This is a genomic window from Herbaspirillum sp. NPDC087042 (assembly GCF_044745245.1).
In the GTDB taxonomy this organism is placed as follows: Bacteria; Pseudomonadota; Gammaproteobacteria; order Burkholderiales; family Burkholderiaceae_D; genus Herbaspirillum.
Genome location: NZ_JBIUZW010000006.1, coordinates 265,898 through 287,636, shown reverse-complemented (window position 1 = coordinate 287,636; position 21,739 = coordinate 265,898). Strand labels below are relative to the sequence as shown.

General features: G+C 65.1%; 18 protein-coding genes and 1 pseudogene. 9 read left to right on the top strand and 10 right to left on the bottom strand.

What is annotated here, in order from left to right; all coding sequences use genetic code 11:
* Together ACIPHN_RS11130 and ACIPHN_RS11125 are read left to right on the top strand one after the other, a co-directional pair.
* Positions 1-267, top strand: a pseudogene (locus ACIPHN_RS11130) (hypothetical protein); the annotation flags it as partial.
* Between the two features lie 184 nt (positions 268-451).
* Complete coding sequence (locus tag ACIPHN_RS11125) at positions 452-1,138, top strand: PEP-CTERM sorting domain-containing protein (RefSeq protein WP_400436081.1); 687 nt, start codon at positions 452-454, stop codon at positions 1,136-1,138.
* Positions 1,139-1,288: 150 nt separating this feature from the next.
* Here the strand turns inward: ACIPHN_RS11125 and ACIPHN_RS11120 are convergent, their stop codons facing one another.
* The 9 genes from ACIPHN_RS11120 to deoC form a co-directional block, all read right to left on the bottom strand.
* Positions 1,289-2,752 carry an EAL domain-containing protein gene (locus ACIPHN_RS11120; protein ID WP_400436079.1) on the bottom strand — a complete coding sequence of 488 codons (1,464 nt, stop codon included), beginning with the start codon at positions 2,750-2,752 and terminating at the stop codon, positions 1,289-1,291.
* Positions 2,753-2,980: 228 nt separating this feature from the next.
* Positions 2,981-4,054 carry an ABC transporter permease gene (locus ACIPHN_RS11115; protein WP_400436078.1) on the bottom strand — a complete coding sequence of 358 codons (1,074 nt, stop codon included), beginning with the start codon at positions 4,052-4,054 and terminating at the stop codon, positions 2,981-2,983.
* Positions 4,055-4,056: 2 nt separating this feature from the next.
* Positions 4,057-5,655, bottom strand: coding sequence for a sugar ABC transporter ATP-binding protein (locus ACIPHN_RS11110; protein WP_400436093.1), 1,599 nt, complete (start codon positions 5,653-5,655; stop codon positions 4,057-4,059).
* Positions 5,656-5,745: 90 nt separating this feature from the next.
* A complete protein-coding gene (locus ACIPHN_RS11105; protein WP_400436076.1) occupies positions 5,746-6,753 on the bottom strand; it encodes an autoinducer 2 ABC transporter substrate-binding protein in 1,008 nt (335 codons plus the stop codon).
* A gap of 52 nt (positions 6,754-6,805) precedes the next feature.
* Positions 6,806-7,813 carry an ABC transporter permease gene (locus ACIPHN_RS11100; RefSeq protein WP_400436075.1) on the bottom strand — a complete coding sequence of 336 codons (1,008 nt, stop codon included), beginning with the start codon at positions 7,811-7,813 and terminating at the stop codon, positions 6,806-6,808.
* 45 nt (positions 7,814-7,858) lie between these two features.
* Positions 7,859-8,800 carry a ribokinase gene (gene rbsK / locus ACIPHN_RS11095; RefSeq protein WP_400436073.1) on the bottom strand — a complete coding sequence of 314 codons (942 nt, stop codon included), beginning with the start codon at positions 8,798-8,800 and terminating at the stop codon, positions 7,859-7,861.
* Positions 8,801-8,802: 2 nt separating this feature from the next.
* Entirely contained in the window at positions 8,803-9,255 is a 453-nt protein-coding gene (locus ACIPHN_RS11090; protein WP_400436071.1) for an RbsD/FucU family protein, read from the bottom strand.
* A 186-nt stretch (positions 9,256-9,441) separates the two neighbouring features.
* The gene (locus tag ACIPHN_RS11085; RefSeq protein ID WP_400436069.1) at positions 9,442-11,823 is read right to left on the bottom strand and encodes an aldehyde dehydrogenase family protein; all 2,382 of its coding nucleotides are present in this window, start codon (positions 11,821-11,823) and stop codon (positions 9,442-9,444) included.
* A gap of 39 nt (positions 11,824-11,862) precedes the next feature.
* On the bottom strand, positions 11,863-12,822 hold the full coding sequence (gene deoC, locus ACIPHN_RS11080) for a deoxyribose-phosphate aldolase (protein WP_400436092.1): 960 nt from the start codon (positions 12,820-12,822) through the stop codon (positions 11,863-11,865).
* Between the two features lie 360 nt (positions 12,823-13,182).
* Here deoC and ACIPHN_RS11075 point away from each other — a divergent pair, with 360 nt between their 5' ends.
* Positions 13,183-13,995 carry a DeoR/GlpR family DNA-binding transcription regulator gene (locus ACIPHN_RS11075; RefSeq protein WP_400436068.1) on the top strand — a complete coding sequence of 271 codons (813 nt, stop codon included), beginning with the start codon at positions 13,183-13,185 and terminating at the stop codon, positions 13,993-13,995.
* A gap of 18 nt (positions 13,996-14,013) precedes the next feature.
* Here ACIPHN_RS11075 and map read toward each other — a convergent pair whose 3' ends face one another.
* Complete coding sequence (gene map / locus ACIPHN_RS11070) at positions 14,014-14,811, bottom strand: type I methionyl aminopeptidase (RefSeq protein WP_400436067.1); 798 nt, start codon at positions 14,809-14,811, stop codon at positions 14,014-14,016.
* A 189-nt stretch (positions 14,812-15,000) separates the two neighbouring features.
* Between map and ACIPHN_RS11065 the strand changes: the two genes are divergently transcribed.
* From ACIPHN_RS11065 to ACIPHN_RS11040, 6 genes are all read left to right on the top strand, one after another.
* Positions 15,001-15,912, top strand: coding sequence for a LysR substrate-binding domain-containing protein (locus tag ACIPHN_RS11065; RefSeq protein ID WP_400436065.1), 912 nt, complete (start codon positions 15,001-15,003; stop codon positions 15,910-15,912).
* Between the two features lie 58 nt (positions 15,913-15,970).
* Positions 15,971-16,555 carry a hypothetical protein gene (locus ACIPHN_RS11060; RefSeq protein ID WP_400436063.1) on the top strand — a complete coding sequence of 195 codons (585 nt, stop codon included), beginning with the start codon at positions 15,971-15,973 and terminating at the stop codon, positions 16,553-16,555.
* 166 nt (positions 16,556-16,721) lie between these two features.
* The gene (locus ACIPHN_RS11055) at positions 16,722-17,615 is read left to right on the top strand and encodes a LysR family transcriptional regulator (protein WP_400436061.1); all 894 of its coding nucleotides are present in this window, start codon (positions 16,722-16,724) and stop codon (positions 17,613-17,615) included.
* A 230-nt stretch (positions 17,616-17,845) separates the two neighbouring features.
* Positions 17,846-19,156, top strand: a complete 1,311-nt coding sequence (locus tag ACIPHN_RS11050) for an MFS transporter (RefSeq protein ID WP_400436060.1) — start codon at positions 17,846-17,848, stop codon at positions 19,154-19,156.
* 47 nt (positions 19,157-19,203) lie between these two features.
* Entirely contained in the window at positions 19,204-20,949 is a 1,746-nt protein-coding gene (locus tag ACIPHN_RS11045) for an IlvD/Edd family dehydratase (RefSeq protein ID WP_400436058.1), read from the top strand.
* Between the two features lie 118 nt (positions 20,950-21,067).
* Complete coding sequence (locus ACIPHN_RS11040; protein WP_400436056.1) at positions 21,068-21,736, top strand: DsbA family oxidoreductase; 669 nt, start codon at positions 21,068-21,070, stop codon at positions 21,734-21,736.
* Positions 21,737-21,739 lie beyond the last annotated feature (3 nt).

Sequence of the window (21,739 nt, the reverse complement as noted above, 5' to 3'; positions counted from 1 at the left end):
GGATATGAGGGGTCGTATGACCGGGTGGCTGCCTTCAGCAGGCAATGGAAGGTGGGTCAAATGGAGAGGGTCAAATCTGCGAGCAAATCAACATCGACAATCTTGCAACGCCATTTCTTGCCTCAGGTTTTCCCCGATATGACTGCCGAATTTGTCGTTTTACTATCAGGCATCGACAGGAGAGTGACGGACAGGCACAGCAACGATATTGCCCTTCATCATGTATCCATAGCCGGCCAGAGCATCCTTTGCCGGAGGGAAGACTGACAGACACTCACATGTCACGTCGAAAAACCTTACAGCTCATAAGGTCTATTGTGGATATACCTTCTAAGCGATTGATTTTATAGGGGAGAGCTATCTGGCATAGCTATTGCTAAATATTGTCAGTTAGACAATGTGTCTGACGAGCATCACTTCATTCCAACAATTAAATTGATATAGGTTCGCCATGAGCAAATTTATCGCCACTCATCGCCCCATCTTCCAACGCCTGCGTGCGTTGTCGGCCCCGACGCTGGCTGTTGCCGTCCTTGGCCTGGCTTGCGCCGCGCCGGCCTCGGCCACCGCAGTCAACCTGGTCACCAACGGCAATTTCGATGCCAACAACGTCGGCAATGGCTGGTCCAGTTTCGCCAACGGTTCGGTTCCCGGCTGGACCAACACCCGCAACAATGACGGTATCGAGATCGATCACAGCGCCATCCTCGGTGGTGCTGCCTACACCGGTACCACCCAGAGCGCCGAGCTCAACGGCGGTACCTGGGACACCATCTCGCAAACCATCACCGGTCTCACCGTGGGCCAGACCTATGTGCTGTCGTGGGCCTATGGCCAGCGTCCCGGTTCGGGTCAGCAGCAGACCAACGTCTATTTCGGCGGCAACCTGGTGACCAGTGATGTGAGCAGCGGCGCGGCCGACTTCCTGACCTGGGGCCTCAACAGCTTCAGCGTCGTCGCCACCAGCGCCACCGAAGTCCTGTCCTTCGCTGCCGTAGCCGGTCTGGGCAACGCATCGGTCGGTAACGAAATCACCGCCGTCTCGCTGACCGCCAGCGCCGTGCCGGAACCGGCCAGCCTGTTGCTGCTGACCACGGGTCTGCTGGGCCTGGGCTTCGTGCGCCGCAAGAAGGCCTGATCTGATCAGCACCGGTGCATGGCATCGGCGCTGATACGAGGATCGCACTCACCCTGCAGGCGGTATGCTGCAGGGTGTTTTCATTTGGCGGGTCCGGTGATCGCCGGAACGGGGATTGCGCCCATACGGGCAGGCGGCGTAGCGCCGCGCCTAGGCCAGGGCCGGTCGCTGGATGATCTCGCCCAGCTCCAGCGGCTTGCTGAACAGCCAGCCCTGCGCATGGATCTCGGAGGCGATCTCGCGCACGCATTGCAGCTGGCTCTCGGTCTCGATGCCCTCGATGACCACTTGCAGGCCCAGCTCGTGGGCCAGGCGCAGCAGGTTGGGGACGATCGAGCGCAGTGGCGAGACGGTGCTCAGGGCGCTGGTGAAGAGACGATCGATCTTGATGCCATCGAATTGCGCATAGGACAGGTGCGACAGATTGGCGCTGCCGGTGCCGAAGTCATCGATCCACAGGGCGAAGCCGGCCTGCTTGAGCAGCTCGACATGCTGGGTGAAGATGGGCGAGCGGATATCGGCGCGCTCGGTCACCTCCAGATGCAGCTGCCAGCGCAGTTCAGGCATATCGGCCGTGATATCCATGGCGAAGGCGATGAAGTCCGGATCCTCGATATCGGCCACTTCGGTATTGATGGCCAGCATGAGCGTGTCATCGCTCTGCAGGGTGGCGCGCATCTCGCCGATGGCGCGTTCCAGTACCGCCTTGGTCAGCGCGCTGCTCAGTCCATGTTGCAGCGCCAGTGGCACAAACACTTCCGGGCCGATTTCGGAGTCGTGGTCAGGCCGCCAGCGTGCCAGTGCTTCATAGCCTTTGAGGGTCAGATCGGTCACGCACACGATGGGCTGGTACAGCAGGACGATTTCGCCATCGAGGATGGCATTGCGCAGTTTCTCGACCACGCCCCGGTTGCGCCGGTTGCGCAGATACAGCAGGCAAGCCAGCGTGCCAGCGATCAGTCCCACCACCAGCACCCCCAGGAATGCGCCCGGATAGGCTAGCGGCAACCAGTGCAGGCGCGCCGAGGCCTGCGCGCACAGGGCCATGTCGTTACTGCATTGCTGGACCTGGAATTCGGGCAGCAGACGGATGGCGCCGGCAGGGTTGTAGCGCTGGCTTTCGCGTTCGGCATAGACGTAGCTCTGGTCGCGGTTGGTGATGCGCAGGGCCACGTCCTGGTAGAAGCGGTTGAGCTCGAAGGTGCTGGGCGAGGCGATGGCCAGGCTATGTCCGAAGGCCACCATATTGCTCAGGTAATGGGTCTTGAGGATGTCCTGCTGACTCCATACGAGGTAGTCGCGCGACCGGTAGTGCGGCACCGGCAGGCGCGAATGGGCATCCAGGCGGCCCCACAGCGCGGTACACAGGACCACGCCCTGGTCGATGCGCCCCATGTCGGCCACGAAGCTGTTGGCATATGCGATATGGCGCAGGACGTTCAGGTCGGCATCCGAGCAGGATTCAAAGGGACTGGCCTCGGCGCGCCTGAGGGCCTCGACCGTGGCGCGACCGGCGTCTTCGGCCCGCTGCAGCGCCTGCATCGAGGAGGCGTCGATATGGCCGACTTCAGCGATGCCCAGCACCAGTTGTGCAATGACCGCCAGGCCGAGCATGCTACAGCCCCCCCACAGGAGGAGCTTCCACAAGGAACGGCGACGGAACGCGATTGGGGGCATCGATCGAAAACGAAATGATTGATTTCGACCGCAAGCTTAATTTAAAACGGCACCATCTCTTTTGTTTTTTTTACAATTTGTTGTTTGAATGATAATTTATTGTGCCGGAGGGTCATAAAATCCACAGGAACATTCCCGCCGGCACTTTTCAGTGCCTGTTCAGGCCTATTTCTCCCGCTGCAGGGCAAATACCGCGCCGGCCAGCACGATGAAGCTGCCGATGATGACTTTCTGCCAGGTGCTGGGGACGCCGGCCAGGATCAGCACGTTATTGATCAGGGTCACCAGCAGCACGCCCAGCAGGCTGCCCACCACGCTACCGTGGCCGCCGGTGATGCGGGCACCGCCCAGCACCACGGCAGCGATCACATCGAGCTCGCTGCCGACCAGGTCGAAGGGATTGGCCAGGCGCGTGCTGGAGACATGGACGATCCCCGCCAGTCCCGACAGGAAGCCCGCGTAGCCGAACACGAACAGGTGCACCGAGCGCAGCTTGTAGCCCAGCCGTTCGGCAATGGCCAGGCTGCCGCCGACGGCATAGACGGCGCGTCCCATGAGGGTCTTGTTGAGCAGCCACCAGGTCAGCACGCTGGCGGCGGCCAGCACCAGTACCGTGGCCGGCAGGATCGCATGCAGGCCGCTGGCGGTGTCATGGCGCGCCAGTGCCAGCTTGCCGAAGTTGTCCATGGCATGGGGCACGTTCATGAAGAACACCGTCCCCACGAAGGTCAGCAGGATGCCGCGATAGAGATACTGGGTGCCGATGGTGACGATCAGCGAGGGCGCCTTGAGCCAGTCCACCAGCAGCCCGTTGAGCACACCCAGGGCGGTGCCGCCCACGGCGCCGGCCAGCAGGATCACGGCGATGTGGGTCTCGGGGAACCAGGTCATCACCACCTTGGTGATGGAATACATGGTCAGGGCCGCGATGGCGGCGAAGGAGACATCGATGCCGCCAGCGGCCAGCACGATCATCACGCCCAGCGCGAACAGGCCCAGCGTGGTGCAGGCGCGCACGATGTCGAACAGGACCGCCAGCTGGAAGAAGGCCGGATTGATCAGCGCCACCGTCAGCGTCACCAGCAGGATCAGCGCGAGGGTAAAGACCGAGGGGTTCTTCTTGAGCAGCGCGCCCAGATTGGCGCGGCGCGGGCCGGGCTGTCCGTCGTGATCGATATGGGCAACGACATTGGTGTCGGTAGCGGCCGGTGCCGCATGCTTGAGGGTGCTTGCATCCATGGCTAGTTCTCTTGGTTTTGCGCTGCTTTTTGCTCTGATTTTTGCTCAGATTTTTGCTCTGATACCAGATCGTGGGAGAGGTCGCTCTCGGCCAGGCCTTCGACCTCGAAGCGGCGCACTACGCGACCGCGTTTCATCAACAGCAGGTTGTCGCAGTTCTGCAGCAGCTCGGGCAGGTCGTCGCTGATGAGGATGACGCCCATGCCCTGCCGTGCGAGGTCCTGGATGATGCGATAGATGATGTCCTTGGAGCCCACGTCCACCCCCACCGTCGGACCATGCAGCACCAGCACGCGCGGGTTGATGGCCAGCCAGCGCCCGATCAGTACGCGCTGCTGGTTGCCACCGGAGAGCGACTGTACCGCCCGGTCCACGTCCGGCGTGGCGATCTGCAACTGCTTCACGGTCTCGCTGGAGAAGCGCTGGCAGGCCGCCGCATCGAGCGCGCCGAAGCGGCCGCGCATCTTGCGCAGGATGGTGGTGATGAGGTTGTCACGAATCGACTTGTCCAGGAACAGGCCTTCGCTGATGCGGTCTTCCGGCACATAGCCGATGCCATGGGCGATGGCGTCAGCAGGCGTGCGCAGCGCCAGCGCCGCGCCATCCAGCACGATCTGGCCGCTGCGGGCCGGTTCGACGCCGGCCAGCGCCAGGGCCAGTTCATTGCGGCCCGAGTCGAGCAGGCCGGTGATGCCCAGGATCTCGCCCGCGTGCAGCGCGAAGCCGACCTGTTCGAAGGCGCCCGGACGGCCCAGATCGCGCACCTCCAGCAGCGGCCGGGACGATGGCGCCTCGACGCGGTAGCGTTCCTCGCTCAGCTCGCGGCCAGTCATGAGCTGGCCCAGCCTGGCCTTGGTGAAATCCTTGATCGGACCTTGCGCCACCTTCTCGCCATCGCGAAAGACGATGGCCTCGCCCCCGATGGCAAAGCATTCATCGAGCTTGTGGCTCACGAACAGCACGGCCACGCCATTGGCGCGCAAGCCATTGATGACCTTCACCAGCGCATCGACTTCCTTCTGCGTCAGCGAGGTGGTCGGTTCATCCATGATGACCATGCGCGCACTGGTGGCGATGGCGCGGGCAATGGCAATGAGCTGGCGGGTGGCGATGGGCAACTCGTCGACCCGCGTATCGAGGAAGGCCGGCGTGGCCGGCAGGTTGACCGCGCGCAGCGCGCGCGCCGCCGTCGCCTTCAGCGCCGCGCTGTCGAACAGGCGCGCCAGACGGCCCTGGTGGCGCACCAGCTGCTCGCTCAGGGCGACGTTCTCGGCCACGCTCAGGTTGGGCAGCAGCGACAGGTCCTGGTAGACCGTCTCGATACCCAGGGACAGCGAGGCCAGCGGCGTGAGGGTCTCGACCCGCTCGCCGTTGATGATGATGCTGCCTTCGCTGGGTGGCTGCGCACCGGCGATGATCTTGATCAGCGTGCTCTTGCCGCAGCCGTTCTCGCCCAGCAGGTGATAGATCTGGCCGGCACGGATGCTGAGGTCGATGCCGCGCAGGGCATGCACGCCGGCAAAGCGCTTGTGGATCCCCTCCAGCCGCAGGAATTCCGGCGCCTCGGCGGGATCGGCAGGGGAAGGGGCGGGGCTGGTCATGGCTGTGGACATGGCGATGGCAAGGACGGAATCAGGAACAAGGGACGTGCGCCCGGTGGCAGTGCGCACGTCCGTCTCGGAGCAGGACGATCAGAACGCGTATTGCTTGTAGTTCTTCTTGTCCACCTCGACCCAGGCCTGGCCGGTGGCGATCACGCCCACGCCCGGACCCTTCTTGACACTGACCTTGTTGTAGCCGGGGATGCCCAGGTCCATGCCGTCGGTGATCTTCTTGCCTTCCACCAGCATCCTGGCGGCCTTGTTCATGGCCAGGCCGGCATCCTTGGGATCCCAGAAGGCAATGCCGCCCACTGCGCCCGACTCCAGGAACTTGGCGGCTTCGCTGGGCAGGCCAGTGCCATAGACACAGACCTTGCCCTGCAGGCCGGCTTCTTCCACGGCGCGGCCGATACCCAGCACGTCCAGCGAGGAGGAGCCCTGGAAGCCCTTGATGTCGGGATGCTTGCGCAGGATTTCCTTGGCCTTGGCATAGGCCTTCTCGGCATCGTTGGCCGACTCGTTCTTGGCATCCACCAGGGTCATCTTGGGATACTTCTTGGCGGCGTTGGCGGCACCGCCGTCAGCCCACTGTACCTGCGACTGGCTGCCCAGCGAACCCACCAGCGAGGACCACTTGCCGGTCTCGCCCATGCAGGCCGCCAGGCGGTCGTTGAGGCGCGCGCCGTAGGCGGTATTGTCGAAGGCCTCGATATCGACCAGCGTGTTCTTCTGGTTGTCGGCCTCGTGGGTGACCACCTTGATGCCACGTTCGAGGGCGCGCTTGAGCACCGGTTCCAGCGTCGGCGGATCCATGGAGACCACCGCAATGGCATCGACCTTCTTGGCCACCAGGTCTTCCACCAGGCGCTGCTGTTGCGCCGCGTCCGACTGGGCCGGGCCGATCTGGCGGGTGTTCACGCCGGGGTTGGCGGCGCCGAATTCCTTGACGCCCACCTCCATGCGGTTGAACCAGCTGATGCCGGTGATCTTGACCACGGTGACGATATCGATGGGTTTGTTCTGCGCCTGAAGGGCGCTGGCAAAGCCCACGGCCGCCAGGGCCGACACCATTAAGCAAGCCGATTTCTTGTTCATCATGTCTCCAGTTTCCCCACGTAGGTTGGATGGTTCTTGACAGGCGGGGTGCTGTTCAAGACTTGCGCGCATGCGCCTTGGATTGCGGGAAGAAATCACGCCAGCTGATCCGCGCCGATGCCAGGAAGCACAGCAGCAGCAGGCCCCAGGCACAGTCGCGGAAGAAGTTGGAAATCTCCAGCAGGTTGAAAGTGGACGACAGCAGCTGCAGCGCCAGCGCCGAGAAGAACAGGCAGACCATGCGTCCGTAGCCGCCTTGCGGACGGATGCCTGCCATCACCGCGATGAGGATGGCGATGAGCAGGTAGGAGTTGCCATAGTCGGCTTTCACGCTGGCGGTGCGCGCGGCGATGATGACCCCGGCCACCGAGGCCAGCACGCCGCTGAGGGTGTAGGTGGCCAGGCGCAGGCGGGTCTGCGAGATGCCGGCATAGCGTGCCGCACGGGCATTGGTGCCCAGCAGGTAGAGCTTGATGCCGAAGAGGCTGTAGCGCATCAGCCAGCCCACCAGCAGCAACAGGGCCACGAAGATGATGAAGGGGATGGGCACGCCCAGCAGCGATTCATTGCCGATGGCGGAGATCGGATCGACCACGCTGATGCGCAGGCTGGAGCCATTGGTCAGCACCACCGCCAGGCCGGTGAAGATCAGCTGCGTGCCCAGCGTGCACAGGATGGGCGTGAGATTGCCGCGGGCGATCAGCCAGCCGTTCAGGGCGCCACCGAGCAGGCCCGTGACCAGCGCCACCGCCACGAAGCCCAGCGTATAGGTCCAGGGCGCAGCATCGGGCGCGGCCACCAGCAAGGGCATCAGGGCCGCCGCCACCACGCCGGCCAGGTTGGCCAGGCCGATGCCGGAGAGGTCGATGCCGCCATTGCCGGAGATCATCGCCAGCGCCACGCCGATGGCCAGCAGGCCCAGCTCGGGCAACTGGCTGGCCATGGACTGGAAGTTGTAGAGATCCAGGAAGTCGCCATGCGAGAACACGGTCGCCACCACCAGGATGGCGACATTGATGGCCAGCAGGAACAGCAGTTGCGGATCGGAGATCTTCAGTTTCATCGTCAATTCACCTTGCCGGAGAATGTCATGGCGCGCGCGCCGATATCAGGCGACCGCCTGCAACAGTGCCTGGGCTTCCTGGCGGCTGGGCATGGAAGGTGCGGTACCGGGCCGGGTCACGGAAATGGCCGCTACCGCTGTCGCCAGCCGTGCCGCCTCTTCGGCCGACATGCCCTCGGCCAGGCCGGCGGCAAAGGCGCCGTTGAAGGCATCGCCGGCCCCTGCGGTTTCCACCACGGCACCCGCATGCAGGGCCGGCAGGTGCAGCGATTGCGTGCGGCTATGCAGTAGCGCCCCCTGCGCCCCCAGCGTGATGAGCGCGCATCCCACGCCTCGTTCCAGCAGCACGTCGCCGGCGCGCCGGGCATCGGCGATGTCGTGGATCTCGATGCCGGTCAGTTGCGCGGCCTCGTGTTCATTGGGCGTGATGAAGTCGCACAGGCCATAGATCTGCGACGGGAAGTCCAGCGCCGGGGCCGGGTTGAAGACGGTCGTGGTGCCGCTGGCGCGGGCGATCTGCAGGCCCGTCAGGGCCGCCTCGGGTGGCTGTTCCAGTTGCGTCACGAAGACGCTGGCCGCTTCGATGGCCTGATGCTCGCGCTGCACATCCTGCGCCGACAATTGCGAGGCCGCGCCCGGCACCACGATGATGGCGTTGTCGCCGCTGGCGTCATTGACATAGATGAAGGCCGCGCCGGTGGGCGCACCATCGATCACGCGCACGTGGGGCGCGATGGTCTCGCGTCGCCACAGCGAGAGTGCGAAATCACCGAACGCATCCTTGCCAATGGCCGAGATGAAGCGCACCGGCGCACCCACACGGGCCGCCGCCACGGCCTGGTTGGACCCCTTGCCGCCCGGCCCCATCGCAAAGCCGGTACCGGCCACGGTCTGGCCCAGGCCGGGCATGCCCGGCGCGCGAAAGGCCAGATCGGCGACGTAGATGCCGAGCACGGCCACGCCATTCTTTTGAGGGAGGGAAGTCATGCTCACTCCTCGGGAGGCAGTACACCTTTTTTGATCAGGAAGCAGCCATAGAAGCGGCGCTCACCGGTGGCGATGACGCAATACGCCTTCCTGGCCGCTTCGTAGAAGGCGAAGCGTTCGATGGAGCCCAGCGGGCGCACGCGCGCCTCGGCGGCGTTGACCACCTGCTGCAATTCCTGCTGCACCGCCGGCACCGTATCGGGTTCGCCCATGACTTCCATGCGGCGCACCGGACGTTCCACCGCATTGTCCAGTGGCAGCACCGAGAGGATGGCGCGCGCGGCCTCGGTGGTGGAGACACCATCGATGCGCAGCAGCTTGCCCAGTACGCTCTGGCGGGCCACCGAGTCGGCCGGGAAGTTGGCGTCGCACAGAACCAGTTCGTCGCCATGACCCATGGCCCGTAGGGCGTAGAGCACGTCGGCATTCAAGAGGGGGTGCAGATTCTTAAGCATGTTGTCTCCGGTGGATTTTTATAGGAATGCTTATGATGCAAATGGTGTAAATCGTGTCACGCCAGCTAATCTAATTGTCTGGCGCGGTTTTCATGTTGTCTGGTTCAATGATCTTTCGAAAAATCAAATTATTTGAATCCACTATTCGCTGCTGCCTAATTCAACGGGCCGCCGTCGCAGCGCGTCTCACTCGCCGTAGGGAATCCAGATGTTCTTGAGCTGGGTGGCCTGGCGCAGGTAGTGCGGACCTTCCCCCTGGACCTCGTCCAGCCAGTCGGTTGCCTGGCCGTAGTCGACGAAGCAGCGCTTGAGGTTGCCGATGGACAGGCGCTCGGCCGTCACCGAGAAATCCGCCGGACCCCGCACCCACAGCGCATCGACTTCGTCGTGCTCGGCTAGCACCGGCAGCAGTTCGGCGCTTCTGCCGGTGACGATGTTGATGACGCCATCCGGCAAGTCCGAGGTATCGAGCACCTGGTAGAGATCGGTCGCCACCAGCGGCGCCTGCTGGCTGGGGACCACCACCACGCGGTTGCCCACCGCCACCAGCGGCGCCACCAGGCTCACCAGGGCCAGCAACGGCTGCTCGGCCGGGCAGACCACGCCCACCACGCCGATGGCTTCGGGCATGGCCAGGGCCACGCCGCGCATGGGCGGCTGGTGCACCGTGCCTTCGAACTTGTCGGCCCAGGCACCATAGGAGAACAGTCGCCTGATGCTGGCCTCGACCTCGGCGCTGGCCTGTGCGGCCGATACCCCCGTGGTGACGGCGATGCGGTGGGCGAACTCATCGGCGCGCGCCGACAGGTTCTCGGCGATGTAGTACAGCCCCTGGGCGCGCCGGTGCGGTGTGGCATTGCTCCAGGCTGCGGCCTTGACGGCGGCGGCCACGGCATTGCGGATATCCTTGCGATTGCCCAGGCCGACGTCGTCCAGGCGTGTGCCATGGGCGGCGTAGGTGGGCATGGACGCCTCGCCATCGGGGCGCACCTGCTTGCCGCCAACATAGAGCTTGGCGGTGCGGTCGATGGCGCCACCTAGTGGTGAGGTGGCGGCTGCGCCATCACCGTGCGGGGCCGGGTGCGGGCTGCGCAGCACATGCTCCTTGCTGGTGACGGGCTTGAGGTATTCGTAGCAGCCTTCGCGTCCACCCTCGCGGCCATAGCCGGATTCGCGATAACCACCAAAGCCCACTGCCGCATCGAACTGGTTGGTGGTGTTGATCCACACCACGCCGGCCTTCAGTTGCGGCGCCACGCCCAGGGCCAGGCCGATGGTCTCGCTCCAGATGCTGGCCGCCAGGCCGTAGCGGCTGTTGTTGGCCAGTTGCACGGCCTCGTCGGGCGTGCGGAAACTCATCGCCACCAGCACCGGCCCGAAGATTTCCTCGGTGGCGACGGTGGCCGCAGGATGCACGCCGGTCAGCAGCGTGGGTGGATAGAAGCAGCCACCGGCCGGAACATCGATCGCCACTTGATGGCATTGCGCGCCTTCGCGCAGGCCCTGCTGCACCAGGCTGCGCACGCGTTCGAGCTGCACCGGCGAAATCAGCGCGCCCATGTCGCTGCACTTGTCCAGCGGCGCGCCGACCTTGAGCTTGTCCATCCTGGCCTTGAGCCGTGCGATGAAGCGGTCATGGATGCCTTCCTGTACCAGCAGGCGACTGCCGGCACAGCAGACCTGGCCCTGGTTGAACCAGATGGCATCGACCACGCCTTCGACGGCGGCGTCGATGTCGGCATCCTCGAAGACGATGAAAGGCGACTTGCCACCCAGCTCCAGCGTCAGCGACTTGCCGCTGCCGGCGGTACGTTCGCGGATCTGGCGGCCCACGTCGGTGGAGCCGGTAAAGGCGATCTTGTGGATACCGGGATGATCGACGATGGCCGTGCCGGTGCGACCATCGCCGGTAACGATGTTGAGTACACCCGCCGGCAGGCCGGCCTGTTGCGCCAGCTCGGCGAACAGCAGCGCCGTCAGCGAGGTCGACTCGGCCGGCTTGAGCACCACCGTATTGCCCAGCGCCAGCGCCGGTGCGATCTTCCAGGCCAGCATCAGCAGCGGGAAATTCCACGGCACGATCTGGCCCACCACGCCCACCGGTGCCATACCGGCGAATTCGCGTTCCTGCAATTGTGCCCAGCCGGCGTAGTGATAGAAGTGGCGCGCCACCAGAGGCACATCCACGTCACGCGATTCGCGCACGGGCTTGCCATTGTCGATGCTCTCCAGCACCGCCAGCAGGCGTGCATGGCGCTGCACGCTGCGCGCCAGCGCATACAGGTGGCGCGCACGGCCATGGCCGCCCAGCGCCTGCCAGGGCGCCAGCGCGGCCTGGGCTGCCTGGACGGCGCTATCGACGTCGGCGGCCGAGCCCTGGGTGAGATGGGCGAGCAACTTGCCGGTGGCCGGTTCCAGGTCTTCCAGCTGGGCGCCGGGAAGGGTGAAGCGGCCACCGATGAAATGGCCAAACGAGGCCTCGTGGCTGGCCAGCCAGGCGCGGGCATCCTTGTCGCTTTCCGGGGCAGGGCCGTAGTCCATGGTGTCGAAGTAGGTGGAAACGCTCATTGTGCAGGTCCGTACTGGGGTAGTCGGTCAGGCGATCGATCAGGCCATCGCATGCCGGTTGAAGGCCGAGTAGCGGCCCGTGACGTGATGTTCGAGCTGGCGTTCGATGTCGGCCAGCAGGCTCGATGCGCCCACGCGGAACAGATCGGGCTGCAGCCAGGCATCGCCCAGCTCTTCTTTCATCAGCACCTGGTATTCGAGCACGTCCTTGGCCGTGGCCACGCCACCGGCCGGCTTGTAGCCCACCTTCAGGCCCGTCATCTCCTGATACTGGCGGATCATCCTCAGCATCACCAGCGACACCAGCGGGGTGGCGTTGACGCTTTCCTTGCCGGTCGAGGTCTTGATGAAATCGGCGCCGGCCATCATGCACACCATCGAGGCCTTGGCCACATTGCGCAGGGTTTTGAGTTCACCGGTGGCCAGGATGGCCTTGACGTGGGCATCGCCGCAGGCCTGGCGGAAATCGCGCATCTCGGCATACAAGGCTTCCCAGTTGCCGGTCAGCACATGCTCGCGGGTGATGACGATATCGATCTCGGCGGCGCCATCGCGCACCGAAGCTTCGATTTCCCTGAGCTTGAGCGCATGCGGATTGAGGCCCGCCGGAAAGCCGGTCGATACCGCCGCCACCGGGATGCCGCTGCCCTGCAGCGCCTGCACGGCCGTGTCGACGAAGCGGTGATAGACGCACACCGCGCCAGTGGTGAGGCCGCGATCGGCCATGCCCAGCGCCTCCAGCAGGTCGGTACGCACCGGCTGGCGTGCCTTGGCACACAGGCGCCGCACGCGTTGTGGAGTATCGTCGCCGCTCAGGGTGGTCAGGTCGATGCAGGTGATGGCCTTGAGCAGCCAGGCGGCCTGGGCATCCTTCTTCACCGAGCGCCGGCCCTTGAGGGTGGCGATACGTTTCTCGGCCGCGCTCAGGTTCACGCGCAGATGTTCGAGGGCGGCGGCATCGTAGGGCTGCACGGCATTGCGTACATGGCCTGCCTGCATCCGGGGCGACAGTTGCGTGGGTGCCTGCGCCGGTTCGGGCGTAACGACATTGGCCTCCTCCTGCTCCTGGGCGGAGCGCAGGGGGGCGGTCTTGCGGGTCATGTTCATGGCTGCTTAACTTTTAATCGTTAGTTACCGTCCGGGCTGGCTGGACGGGCAGTGTCTCTTCCATGGGCGACGGGGAAGGGCAGGTCTTCTTGCCGGCCGCATCGACGTCGCGCTGCAGCACCGATACAATCCTTTTGCCAGTGCTGCTAAATGTTTTGCAAATAACATTTAATGGATGTAACGTTACATCCATAACTTTTTGTCTGCAACCATTTTTTTATAAAAACATTTTCCCAATCAGGAAAACCATTCATGTCTTCCAATCCCCCGAGTGCGTCGGCCACCTCGACGCCCCCCACGCTGGGCGCGCGTGCGCGTGCGCAGCGGCTTGCGCGCATGCACGAGATGATCCGCGAGCAAGGCCCCACGCCGCTGGCGCGGATCGCCGAGGTGCTGGGCGTGACCGTGATGACCGTGCGGCGCGACCTGGCGGGCGAGGATTCGCCGCTGATCTGCCTGGGGGGACATGTGCTGGAGGCCAGTCCGTCGGAGTCGCGCTACTCCATCGACCGCGAAGTCGACCAGCATGCCCAGCGCAAGCGCCTGGCCTGCCAGCATGCGGCGCGCCGGGTGGAGGAGGGCGACAGCGTCTTCATCGATTGCGGCACCACCATGACGCACCTGGCCGAGGCACTGCCGGCCCATATCGCCCTGAGCGTGATTTGTTACTCGCTCAACATTGCCAACATCGTCAGTCAGCGCCCCAATACACAGGTGATCCTGCTGGGCGGGCTGTATCACCCATCCTCGGCCTCGTTTGCGTCAGAGGAGGGCGTGGCCTATCTGCGCCGGCTGGGCGTGAACAAGGCCTTCCTGTCTGCAGGCGGGGTCGATCCCAAGCGCGGCGTGAGCTGTTCCAACTTCCATGAGGTGGCCATCAAGCAGGCCGCCATCGACAGCGCGGCCCAGTGCTATGTGGTGATCGACCAGAGCAAGCTGGGCCGTTTCCGTCCGGCCTTCTACAGCACGCTGGACGTGTTTTCCGGCATCGTGGTGGGCGGCACGCCCGAGCAAGCCCTGCTGGACCAGTTCTCGGACTTTCCGCTGGAGGTGGTCGCCGGCTGAGTGCGGCGACCGGAGGGATCAGCCGCGCGTGGCGATGGCCGGATAGTGGCCGAAGCCCTCGGGCCAGGGCGTGAGGATTTCGTAGCCGCGCGCGGTCACCACCACCATGTGTTCCCACTGCGCCGACAGCGAGCCGTCGGCGGTGATCACGGTCCAGCCGTCGTCGAGCTGGCGGGTGTGGCGCTTGCCGGCATTGAGCATGGGCTCGATGGTGAAGATCATGCCTTCCTTCAGCGGCAGACCGGCGCCACGCTGGCCGTAGTGCAACACCTGGGGTTCGTCGTGATAGGTGGTGCCGATGCCGTGGCCGCAGTATTCACGCACCACCGAGAAACCGTCGCGCTGCGCCACCGTCTGGATGGCGTGGCCGACATCGCCCAGGGTGGCGCCGGGACGCACCGCCAGGATGCCCGCACACATGGCTTCATAGGTGGTCTCGACCAGCTTGCGCGCGGCAGCAGCGGGCTGGCCGACGTAGTACATGCGGCTGCAATCGCCATACCAGCCATCCTTGATGACGGCCACGTCGATATTGATGATGTCGCCATCCTTGAGCACCTGGCCACCGGGGATGCCGTGGCAGATCACCTCGTTGACGGAGCTGCAGATGGTCTTGGGAAAGCCGTGGTAGCCGATATTGGCCGGCTTGGCCTTCTGCACCTGGACGATATGGTCGTGGCAGATGCGGTCCAGCTCGTCGGTGCTCACGCCGGCCTTGACGTGCTCGGTGATGATGTGCAGCACTTCGGCCGCGAGTTGTCCGGCGCTGCGCGCCTGGGCGATTTCTGCGGCGTTGCGCAGCTTAACTTTTCTCATGCTGGTCTGATCTCGGTTTGCCGCAGAGTGTGCGGCGGTCGTTCGGTCGCCTATTTTATCCGGCCCGGCGATTGCCTGCCGCAGCCTTTTTCCTTCTCTGCTTGCCCTGTTTGCACTTCTATGTAGAATCGATGATTCAACGCCGATCCATCAATTACACAGATAAATCAATCGCGTCATGGAACTGACATGGAACTGAGACAGCTGCGCCAATTCGTCGCCCTGGCCGAGGAAAAGAGCTTTACCCGCGCGGCCTCGCGCTGCCACATCGTGCAATCGGCGCTGTCGTCCTCGATCCGCCTGCTGGAGGAAGAACTGGCCGCGCCGCTGTTCGTGCGCACCACGCGCCGGGTCGAGCTGACCGCCGCCGGCGACGCCTTCCTGGAGAGCGCCCGGCGCGCCCTGGGGGCGCTGGAGCAGGGCGCTACCGATGTCGCCGATGTCAGCGCCATGCGCCGTGGCCGCCTCTCCATCGGTACGGTGCAGAGCCTGCCCTCCTTCGTCGACCTGCCTGCGGTGCTGGCGCGCTTCCACCGGCGCCATCCGGCCGTGGAGGTGAGGCTGTGCCAGGGGGCCGCCGGCGAGCTCAACGAGAAGGTTGCCTCGCGCCAGCTGGACATGGCCATCCTGCCCGTCGAAGAAAGTGGCGAGGGCCTGCACAGCGAGATCATCGCCTGCGAGGACCTGGTGCTGGCCTGTCATGCCACGCACCGCCTGGCCAAGTCCAGGTCGGTGACGCTGGAACAACTGGCCGGCGAGGACTTCGTCGATTTCGAAGAAGGCCTGGGTACGCGCGTGCTGGTCGATCGCGGCTTCGCCGAAGCCGGCCTGCGCCGTCGCCTGGCCTTCGAGGTCAGCGACCTGGTCACCCTGCTGGACCTGGTGGCCCATGGCCTGGGCGTGGCGCTGCTGCCGCGCGACGTGGTGCGTGGCCGGCGCGGCAAGCTGGTCAGCGTCAACCTGCGCGGCGTGGAATTGTGCTGGGAGCTGGTGGTCACGCACAAGGCCGCCAGCCGCAATGGCACGGCCGTGCTCGATGCGGCACCGGCGGCCTTCCTTGAATTGCTGATGGAGCAGGCACGCGAAGAGGGGCGGGCCTGACCCCTTCCGCGCCGGCAGCAGACACGATCCCCTCATCCTCCCGGAGTCATCTTCCATCATGAACCTGTCCACCCGGAACCTGATCGCGCTGTGCGGCGCCTTCGTCATCGCCGCGCCGGTGGCGGCATTGGCCATCGTCAAGCCCTTGCGCGTAGCGGTGCCGGCGCTGATGCCGCAGATCACTTGCGTCTCCGAGCATCTCTGCCTGGATGATCCGGCGCGCAGCCAGCAGGCCGAGGCCCTCTACCAGCGCGCCGGGCAGATGGCCAGCGGCGCGGTCGGCCCGTTCCGGCAGGCGCCGCGCCTGGTGTTCTGCAGCACCCGCGCCTGCGCCGATACTTTCGGCCTGGGCCAGCGCGCGGCGATGGCGGTGGGCTCGCTCGGACTGGCGGTGGCGCCGCGCGGCTGGGTCGATTTTTATGTCGCCCATGAGATGATCCATCATCGCCAGGCCGAGCAATGGGGCAACCTGGCCATGTTGACCCGGCCCTCATGGCTGGTCGAAGGGATGGCCTATTCCCTCAGCGGCGATCCGCGTCGTCCCCTGCCGGGACAGCTCGAAGCCTGGCGGGCCGGGTTCGAACGCTGGCGCGCGCAGACCCAGGGCAGCGACCTGTGGACGGCGGCACAGACCGTCAGGTGAGCCGGGCAGTCGTGACGATGGCCAGCGGGTGGCACCGTTCGGAAGCAAAAATCCTTATCATCTGAAGATCGCCTTTCCCGGTTCCGCGTTCGGCGAGCCAGTGCAATACTTGCCCCCGGTCACGGCCAGCCCGGCCCACCGTTCCCTTGCGACCCCTGCGAGCACCATGGATATCAGATACGTACAGAGTTTTGTCGCCGTGCTGGAATGCGGATCCATCGCCAAGGCGGCGCGCCAGCTGGATCTCACCTCGGCAGCCGTGGCCGCGCGCATCCGCTCGCTGGAAGAGTTGCTGGGCGTGCCGCTGCTGCGGCGTTCGGGACGCTTCGTGCGGCCCACCGCAGAGGGCCTGCGCATCCTGGAAAACGCCCACGTCGTACTGCGCTCGGTGCGCGACCTGCAGGCAGTGGCGCAGCACGTCGATGCCCAGACCGGCGAGCTGCGGCTGGGCGTGTTCGTCTCGGCCATGACCTGTATCCTGCCGCCGGTGCTGCAGCGGATCTATTCCCGCTATCCCGAGCTGGCCATCTTCGCCGAGCCGGGCAGCTCCATCAATCTGTGCCACAAGGTCGCCTCGGGCGAGCTGGATGCCGCCATCGTGGTGGAGCCACAGTTTGCCATCCCCAAGACCTGCGAATGGCACCTGCTGCGCAGCGAACCGCTGGTGGTGGTGGCCCCGCGCAAGATGAAGCAGCGCCAGGCCCATGAGCTGCTGCAGAACGAGCCCTTCATCCGCTACAGCCGCTCCGTGTCGGGCGGCCAGCTGGCCGACCGTTACCTGTGGGACCATGGCATCCATCCGCGCCAGCGACTGGAAATCGATGGCCTGCTGGCCATCGTCGAACTGGTCGCCGCCGGCATCGGCGTCTCCCTCATTCCCGACTGGTCATCGATGTGGTCGCCCAGCCTGCCGGTGGCCTGCATTCCCCTGCCGGGTGAAGCGCCGGTGCGCAAGATCGGCCTGATCGCGGCGCGGCATGCGCCGTCGGCTGCATTGAGCAAGGCACTGGCCGGCGAGATCGCCGACGTGCTGCGCAAGCTCGGGCCCGCCGCGCGCTAGCCCGATGTGGCACAAGCCGGGCCCGGCGGAACAAAATATTTTTATCATTTGAAAACGGGTGCAGGCGCTTTTTCGCGCCGGCCCCGGATGGAATACTCCTCTCACCTGATGTCGGGCCATGGCCGGCGTGAGCGCGGAGTGGCCATCGGCATGCCTGTCCTCCCGGCGTTCATCGTCTCCTTCCCGCATCGACATAACGAGACGAACCCAAGGAAGAGACGAAACCACCCATGACCACCCACTCCACCATCGCGGGGGCGCAGCACCAGGCCGACCTCGCCGACCTGACCTTCCGGCGCGCCGCCTGGCGCTTCATGCCGCTGCTGTTCATCTGCTACGTGGTGGCCTACCTGGACCGCGTCAATGTCGGCTTCGCCAAGTTGCAGATGCTCAATGACCTGCAGTTGAGCGAAGCCGTCTACGGCCTTGGCGCCGGCCTGTTCTTCGTCGGCTACTTCCTCTTCGAAGTCCCCAGCAACCTGCTGCTGCATCGCGTGGGCGCGCGCCGCTGGATTGCGCGCATCATGGTGACCTGGGCGCTGCTGTCCATGGCCACCGCCTGGGTGAGCACACCGACGGCCTTCTATGCGGTACGCTTCCTGCTGGGCATTGCCGAGGCGGGCTTCTTTCCCGGCATGATCCTGTACCTGACCTATTGGTTCCCGGCGCATCGTCGTGGACGCATGACAGCCATCCTGATGGCCGGCAACCCGGTCTCGGGCATCCTCGGCGGACCGCTCTCGGGCCTGATCATGCAGAGTTGCGCCGGCATGCTGGGCCTGGCCGGCTGGCAATGGTTGTTCATCCTGGAGGCGCTGCCGGCGATCCTCCTTGGGGTGGTCGTCTATGTCTATCTCGATGACCGCGTCGACGATGCGAAGTGGCTGAGCGAGGAGCAAAAGAGCGTGATCGCCCATGAAATCGGCAAGGACAGCCAGGCGCGCACCCACAGCACGCTGGCGTCGGTATTCGTCTCGGGGCGGGTATGGCTGCTGTGCCTGATCCTCTTCGGCATCATCATGGGCTCCTACGCCATCGGCTTCTGGCAGCCGACCATCATCCGCAACGCCGGCGTGCAGAGTCCCTTTGTGGTCGGCCTGCTGACCATCATTCCCTATGCCAGCGCGCTGGTCTGCATGCAGTGGGTCGGCCGCAGTGCCGACCTGCACCGCGAGCGACGCTGGCACATCGCCGTCCCGGCCCTGGTGGCGGCAGCGGGCTTCTGCCTGTGTGCGCTCTATCCGGGGCAACTGCTGCCCTCGATGATCGGCCTGACCCTGGCGGCCACCGGCGTCATCTGTGCGCTGCCGATGTTCTGGGCGTTGCCCACGGCCTTCCTGGGTGGCACCGCCGCCGCTGCCGGCATCGCGCTGATCAACTCGGCTGGCAACCTGGCCGGCTTCGTCAGCCCGACCGTGATCGGCTGGCTCAAGGCCCATACCAATGCCCTGTCGGCCGGGCTGTTCCTGGTGGCCGCCTCGCTGGTACTGGCCAGCCTGCTGATCGTGCTGTTCATCCCGGCCCGCGTGGTCAACCGCTAGATACCTTGTCCTTTGCAATCCAACCCAACCCTGTGAAGCGTGATGCCATGACTGACAATTCCAACTCCTCCAAGAAAGCCCCGGCCGGCATGAAGCGTGGCCTGACCTCCTACGGCGACCAGGGTTTTTCGCTGTTCCTGCGCAAGGCCTTCATCAAGGGCGCCGGCTATACCGACCAGGCGCTGGACCGCCCGGTCATCGGCATCATCAATACCGGCAGCGCCTACAATCCCTGCCACGGCAACATGCCGCAGCTCATCGAGGCGGTCAAGCGTGGAGTCATGCTGGCGGGCGGCTTGCCGATGGATTTCCCGACGATCTCCATCCATGAGAGTTTCTCTTCGCCGACTTCCATGTACCTGCGCAACCTGATGTCCATGGATACCGAGGAAATGATCCGCGCCCAGCCCATGGATGCGGTGATCCTGATCGGTGGCTGCGACAAGACCGTGCCAGCCCAGCTGATGGGCGCGGCCTCGGCGGGCCTGCCGGCGATCCAGTTGATCACCGGTTCCATGCTGACCGGCTCGCATCGTTCCGAGCGCGTGGGGGCCTGCACCGATTGCCGGCGCTACTGGGCCAAGTACCGCGCCAGCGAGATCGATGAAGAGGAAGTGGCCGACGTCAACAACCAGCTGGTCGCCAGCGTGGGGACCTGCTCGGTGATGGGGACGGCCAGCACCATGGCCTGCCTGTCCGAAGCGCTGGGGATGACGGTGCCGGGCGGCGCCTCACCGCCGGCAGTGACCGCCGACCGCATCCGCATTGCCGAACAGACCGGCCAGCGCGCGGTGCAGATGGCCGCCGATGGCCTCACCATCGACAAGGTGTTGACCGAGGATGCCTTCCATAACGCCATGCGCGTGCTGCTGGCCATCGGTGGCTCCACCAATGCCATCGTCCACCTGGCCGCGATCGCCGGCCGCCTGGGCATGACCATCGACCTGGCCCGGCTCGACCAGATGGGGCGCGAAACCCCGGTGCTGCTCGATCTCAAGCCCTCCGGCCAGCACTACATGGAAGATTTCCACGCCGCCGGTGGCATGGCCACCCTGTTGCGCGAACTCAAGCCGCTCCTGAAGCTCGATGCGCTCACCGTCACCGGCCGCACGCTGGGCCAGGAGATCGAGGCCGCCGGCCCCGGATTCGCGCAGGACGTGGTCAGGACGGTCGCCAATCCGATCTATCCACAGGGCGGCATCGCGGTGCTGCAGGGCAACCTGGCACCGGGTGGAGCCATCATCAAGCAATCCGCCGCCGACCCCAGGCTGATGGAGCACGAGGGCCGCGCCGTAGTCTTCGAGGGGATCGAGGACCTGGTCACGCGCATCGACGATGAGGCACTCGATGTCACCGCCGACGATGTGCTGGTGTTGAAGAACATCGGTCCGCTGGGCGCGCCCGGTATGCCCGAGGCGGGCTACATCCCGATCCCGCGCAAGCTGGCCCGCGCCGGGGTGAAGGACATGGTGCGCATCTCGGATGGCCGCATGAGCGGTACCGCCTTTGGCACCATCGTCTTGCACGTGACGCCGGAGTCAGCCATCGGTGGTCCGCTGGCCTACATCCAGTCGGGCGACCGGGTGCGCCTGAGCGTGAGCGGGCGCGAGATCACGGTGCTGGTATCGGACGAAGAACTGGCGCGGCGCGCGCAGGCACAGCCGATCGTGCGGCCCAGCGCCGAGCGCGGCTATCGCAAGCTGTTCCTGGAGAATGTGACCCAGGCCGACCAGGGGGTAGATTTCGAGTTTCTGCGCAGTGCCAGCCTGCAGCGGGCCAACAAGCGGCCGTGATGGGGGGCGGGCAGTGCCTGCATGTCCAGTCCTATCCAGTTCTATAATCGCTCCACTTGCCCAGCTCGTGCCGCTCCCGGCGCGAGCACCGGGCATCAGCCCAGAGGAGCCGTTGAAGATGACCCAGACACATGAGAAAACCCTCAAGATCGACATCGTCTCCGATGTCGTCTGCCCCTGGTGCGCGATCGGCCTGGGCGGCCTGGAAGCCGCCTTGCAGCGCATCGGCGAGGCGACCTCCGCACAGATCACCTTCCATCCCTTTGAACTCAATCCCGACATGCCGGCGGGCGGCCAGCGGCACCTGGACATCATCACCGCCAAGTACGGCATCAGCGCGGACCAGGCCCGCGCCAACCGCGAGCAGATCCGCGAACGTGCCGCCGGGGTCGGATTCGTGATGAACCGCGACGATGACAGCCGCGTCTACAACACCTTCGACGCCCACAGGCTGCTGGCCTGGGCCGTGGAGCAGGGCGCGCAACTGGCGCTCAAGCAGGCCTTGCTGCGCGCCTACTTTACCGACGGCCGCGACATCGGCGATGCCGACGTGCTGGTCTGGCTGGTGCAATCGGTGGGGCTGGATGGCCAGGAGGCCCGCGCCGTGCTGGATTCGGAGCGCTTTGCCAGCCAGGTACGGGAAGAAGAGCAGCTGTGGGCGCAACGCGGCATCCGCAGCGTGCCGGCGGTGATCGTCAATGACCGCTACCTGATCGAAGGCGGCCAGCCGCCGGAGGTCTTCGAGCAGCAGTTGCGGGCCATCATGGCCGCGCCGCCGCAGGCGTGAGCC